Here is a 4,881-nt window from a genome sequence, read left to right on the forward strand (position 1 = left end):
TAGCTAGTTATTCACTATCCATTTTTTAAGTTGGCGTTTTTTAATGTTTTAAATGCTTTATAAGCGTATTTCAGCTTGTGTAGGTCAAAACCCGGAAATTTGATAAAGACATAAGGTGCACATAGTGCAAAAAATTAAACATGAGACGCCAGATACGTTGAGTTTTTTTGTCATTTAATCTGTACAGAGAAGATAAATAAATAGCTTCAGTTTCATGATAAGGGCGCTGGCGAGGTTTGTCAAGGAAGTTTTTTGTTTCTGTGGGCTACCTGGATGACAGGATTGCTCTTGAATTTGTATAGCTACATTGTCGGTAAATCTAAATTGCTTTAGTTATAGAAATAAATTTCGAGTCAGATGTGTATAAATTCTATATAATTTTTATCCTACTACTAATTTAACAAGATGGGTCATATAGATATTATAAAATCAAAATTATTATTATCCGACCTAGTAGGTAAAAAAGTCAGATTAATAAAAAGAGGAGATAGTTTTGTTGGGCTCTGTCCATTTCATAACGAAAAGACCCCATCTTTTTCGGTAAGTAATACTAAAGGATTGTATTACTGTTTTGGTTGCTTAGCTAGTGGTGACGTATTTGAATTTATTTCACAAACTGAAGGATTAAGCTTTAAAGAAGCATTGGAAAGATTAGCATCGGTTACAGGTGTTGAACTGCCCAAAAGTCTTAGTATTACAAAAGAGGACAATAAACTATTTTTAGCGCTTGATTTAGCTGCAAATTGGTTTGCACAAAAAAATCAAAGTGTTGTAGATTATTTAAAGCAGCGTCAGATTTCACCTAAAATCATAGATAAATTTAAGATAGGTTATGCACCAAGCTCTGGTTTGAAAGAGTATTTAAACTCTTCAGGTATTGAAGACAAAATTTTAATTGATATTGGATTAGTAAACAAAAATTTTCATGATTATTTTTATGACCGGCTGATATTTCCTATACAGAGCATTGCAGGGAGAGTTATTGGTTTTGGCGGACGTGCGCTAAGTTCTGAGCAACAGCCGAAATATTTAAACAGTCCAGAGAGTCAGCTCTTCAAGAAGAGGGAGAATTTATACGGATTAAACTTTGCTTTAAGCGAAATACGTAAAAAACAGCACATACTCGTTGTTGAAGGATATATGGACGCTATAGCGCTACATCAAGCAGGAATTAGTAATGCAGTTGCTCCGCTTGGTACCGCAATTTCTGCAGAGCAGATAAAAAATCTATGGAGATTTGCTAAAGAAATCTCCATCTGTATGGATGGCGATAGTGCTGGACGTCATGCTGCTACTCGAGTTGCAGAACTTGCTCTGCCAATATTAGAGCCTGGATACACGTTAAAATTTGTGACTTTGCCGAGTAATAAAGATCCATACGATATATGTAACGAACTGGAATACAAGAAAGAGGACGTATTGATTGCGCTTGATCACTCAACAAAACTTCATTCTGAATATTTATGGCATCACATAATCGATAGCAATTTGCAAAATTATGAAAAACTTGCTCCGGAAAAATATTCAATTCTTGAGCACAAGTTCATGGAATATGTAAATACTATTAGCAACAGCAGTATTAGAAGGTATTACAGAGATTATTTTTACAATAAGGCTAGTGAACTAAGAAGTAGCTTCAAAAAACAGATTTTTAATAGTAAAACTAGAGCAACAAAAGGTGAGTATCTTCATAACAAATCTCCAGAGCTAATTGAAGCAGAGCAAAATCAGGCCGTAATTTTGCGTATAGCCGTAGAATTTCCTGAAATCTTGAACCGTCCTATATTTTTTGAGCAATTTTCTCATTTTGAATTTACTAATGAGATGAAAAGGTTACAACAGCGTATAATTGATGTAATAAGTAACAAAAGCAAACTCGATAAAGAGGCTTTGTTACAAGAATTGAAACAGTTTAACGTTATAAAGTATGTATTTGAAAAAACTAGTGTACTAAATAGCCAACTGAACGAGAGAAAATCTGCAGAAATTGTGTGGAATAATATAGTGTTACTAAAAGAGTTAAATGCATTACGAAAAGAAAGAACCGAAGCGAGGCTGAGCGGTAATCTTGACTTAGAGGAAAGGTTGATAGAACAAATAAAGCAAATAGAAAGCAGTATACAAGAAATGCAAATGGAGTTTATTGAAAAGTAGATATCGTCTCGTTAGTCAACAAGAAAATTACAAAATAAGACAATATTTTACATAAGATTGAAATTTTTAACTAATTAAGCCTTCCTCTAACAGCTTTGCCCTGTAGTTTTTGATATGGTTAGGATCACTTGAAAATGTATAATTTTTGTAGTTAGCTCTGCTGTGCATATAAAGTTTACTATTGACTTTTATCACATTATCTCACATTATCTCACATAATATGCATGTGAGAAGAATATGAACTGGAAGAATTTTCGTCTTAGTACGCGTCTCAACCTAGAAGGACCTGTAATTGAGCAAGTGTACAAGTTAATTACTGCAGTTGATAGTGTTAAAAATAGCTGGCAGATAACGAAAAAACTACTACCACAAACAGTTGAAAGATTAACTCATTCAGTTATTGTTACATCTTCTGGCGCTTCTAACCGTATTGAAGGAAATCGTCTAACCGATAAAGAAGTTGAGGATCTATATAAAAACCTACGTGTCAAAAAATTTAAAAATAGAGATGAGCAAGAAATTGCTGGCTACTTAGAAATGCTTAAACTAATATTTCATGATTATACGGATATTCCAATTAGTGAGTCATCAATATTGCACATTAACAACCAGATGCTACTTTATAGTGAAAAAGATTTGTATCATAGAGGAAAATACAAAGCAAGTTCTAATAGAGTTGAGGCAAAAGATCAGAATGGAAAAGTTGTTGGTATAATTTTTGATCCCACACCACCTTACCTTGTTAGAAAGGAAGTACAAGAGCTTATTGATTGGTATCACTGGTCCTTAAATAATAAATTTAAGCATCCTCTTATTATTGTTGCTAACTTTGTTTTTGAGTATTTGGCAATACACCCTTTTCAAGATGGAAATGGCAGAACTAGTAGATTGATAACTAATTTAATGCTGTTGCAGCAGGGTTATGATTTTGTATCTATTGTATCACATGAAAAGATAATTGAAACTAACAAACTTGATTACTATTTAGCGCTTAATAAAACACAAAGTAGCTGGAAAAGTGGCAAAGAAGATATTTCCCCATGGTTAATATTTTTTCTTAATGTGCTCAAAACGCAAGCAAATGAGGCGCATTATATTCTTGAGAGGGAGAATACTGAATATTTATTATCAAGAAAACAATTATTCTTCTGGGAGTGGGCACTTAGCCTTGCAGATAAAGAATTTAGTAGAAAAGATGCTATAGAAGCTCTAGGATTTCCTCCAAGAACAGTAGAGGCAATTACAAAGAAACTGCTAGGGATGAAATACTTACAGCGTCTTGGAGAAGGCAAAGCCACTAGATATAAAGTTATTATTTAAAAGTTTTAGTATGTTTTTCGAGATTTTTTTAAATCCAGTCTTATGCACAACTTTGTTTGCAATTTTATTCGATTAAAAATTGCATTTTAGCAATAAAAAACTTACTTATTATAGGAAAATCTTGTGTTTGTTCTCATATAAAACTATTTATGGAGTGACAATGGTACATGTATTATACTTACATTTCTGATTCGAAAATTTATGCAGTTGTTTCTAACAAGATTGGTCAACAAATTCTATTGTTTAAAGATGAGAAATAAAGTAATCATCATTTCCAGTATTGCTTTTATTCTACTGTTTTTTATCAGCAGTGCATTTTTAAAAAAAGATTAGGCGGTTCATAGCGATAATGCAACTAGTAGCTTTTCAGTAAAAACTCAAGAACGTGCGCCGCAAAACCGCACTATATATTTAAATTTTTCTGGTACAGTAAATCCCTTACATAGAGCTAGCCTTGTCTCAAAAATAAGTGGTAAGATTATTGCTATTTATTTACCTGATGGTGAAAAGGTAAAAAGAGATGATGTAGTGTTAAAGATAGAAGATTATGACAGGATTGAGCAAGCTCAGAAAGCCAAAGCTTTATTAAAGCAGCGTGAAATTGAGTATGATTCCTCTCACAAACTGAATAAAAAAGGCTATGGGGCACAAATACAAGTAGAAGCAGCTTTTACTGCGTTACACAGTGCAAAAGCTGACCTAAAAAGGCTAGAATTGGATTTAGAAAATACTGCAGTCACATCTCCTATAGATGGTTATAGCTCTTTTTACAATAATCCGAACAGATCATAATATGCTACTGCTCTACCATAGCCATAAGCACATATCTTATCCTATTCGGACTATTGCGAGAAGTGCTATATATTGATAAAATCAATGCAAACGAAGGGGATTTTGTTAATGCTGGGCAAAAAATAGCTGACGTGGTTAATTTCGATCAAATTCTTGTAGTGTTATACGTTTCGGAAAATGAAGTAAATAAAATAGAGCTAGGCAGCACAGCTCAAATTAATTTGCTGGACGGAAAAGAATTGGCAGGTGAAGTAAGTTTTATTAGTAAAATTGCTGAGCCTAAAACTGGGTCTTATAGGGTAGAAGTAAAGGTAGCTAATAATAAAATGATATCCTTGCATGGACTAACTGCCAACGTAAGGCTACCTTCAGGCGAAAGATTTGCATATAAAGTTCCTTCTTCAGCCCTGAGCTTAAGTGACGAAGGTGCTCTTGGAATAAAGATTGTTGATGATAATAATTATGTAGTATTTGCACCAATAGAAATTGTTGATCATGAGAGCGATGGGGTTTGGATAGTAGCAAATAACGAAGGTAAACCCATAAAGTTATAGCACTTCTCGCAATAGTCCGAATAGGATAAGATATGTGCTTATGGCTATGGTAGAGCAGTAG

The 4,881-nt window shown here is 33.5% G+C and carries 2 protein-coding genes and 1 pseudogene; all 3 read left to right on the forward strand.

The window, feature by feature from the left end:
• Window positions 1-405 precede the first annotated feature (405 nt).
• The 3 genes and pseudogenes from dnaG to OZD68_RS06590 all read left to right on the forward strand — a co-directional run bounded on the left by dnaG (window position 406) and on the right by OZD68_RS06590 (window position 4,820).
• On the forward strand, window positions 406-2,154 hold the full coding sequence (gene dnaG / locus OZD68_RS02820) for a DNA primase (RefSeq protein WP_182309258.1): 1,749 nt from the start codon (window positions 406-408) through the stop codon (window positions 2,152-2,154).
• Window positions 2,155-2,391: 237 nt separating this feature from the next.
• Window positions 2,392-3,474, forward strand: a complete 1,083-nt coding sequence (locus OZD68_RS02825) for a Fic family protein (RefSeq protein WP_182309257.1) — start codon at window positions 2,392-2,394, stop codon at window positions 3,472-3,474.
• Between the two features lie 201 nt (window positions 3,475-3,675).
• A pseudogene (locus tag OZD68_RS06590) lies at window positions 3,676-4,820 on the forward strand (efflux RND transporter periplasmic adaptor subunit).
• The last annotated feature ends 61 nt before the right edge of the window (window positions 4,821-4,881 follow it).

The sequence above is a fragment of the Wolbachia endosymbiont of Drosophila bicornuta genome, assembly GCF_028982105.1.
GTDB lineage: Bacteria > Pseudomonadota > Alphaproteobacteria > Rickettsiales > Anaplasmataceae > Wolbachia > Wolbachia pipientis.

Bases quoted from the DNA above. Each gene is read 5' to 3' on its own strand.
- dnaG (WP_182309258.1), top strand. From the start codon at position 406: ATGGGTCATATAGATATTATAAAATCAAAATTATTATTATCCGACCTA.
- OZD68_RS02825 (WP_182309257.1), top strand. From the start codon at position 2,392: ATGAACTGGAAGAATTTTCGTCTTAGTACGCGTCTCAACCTAGAAGGA.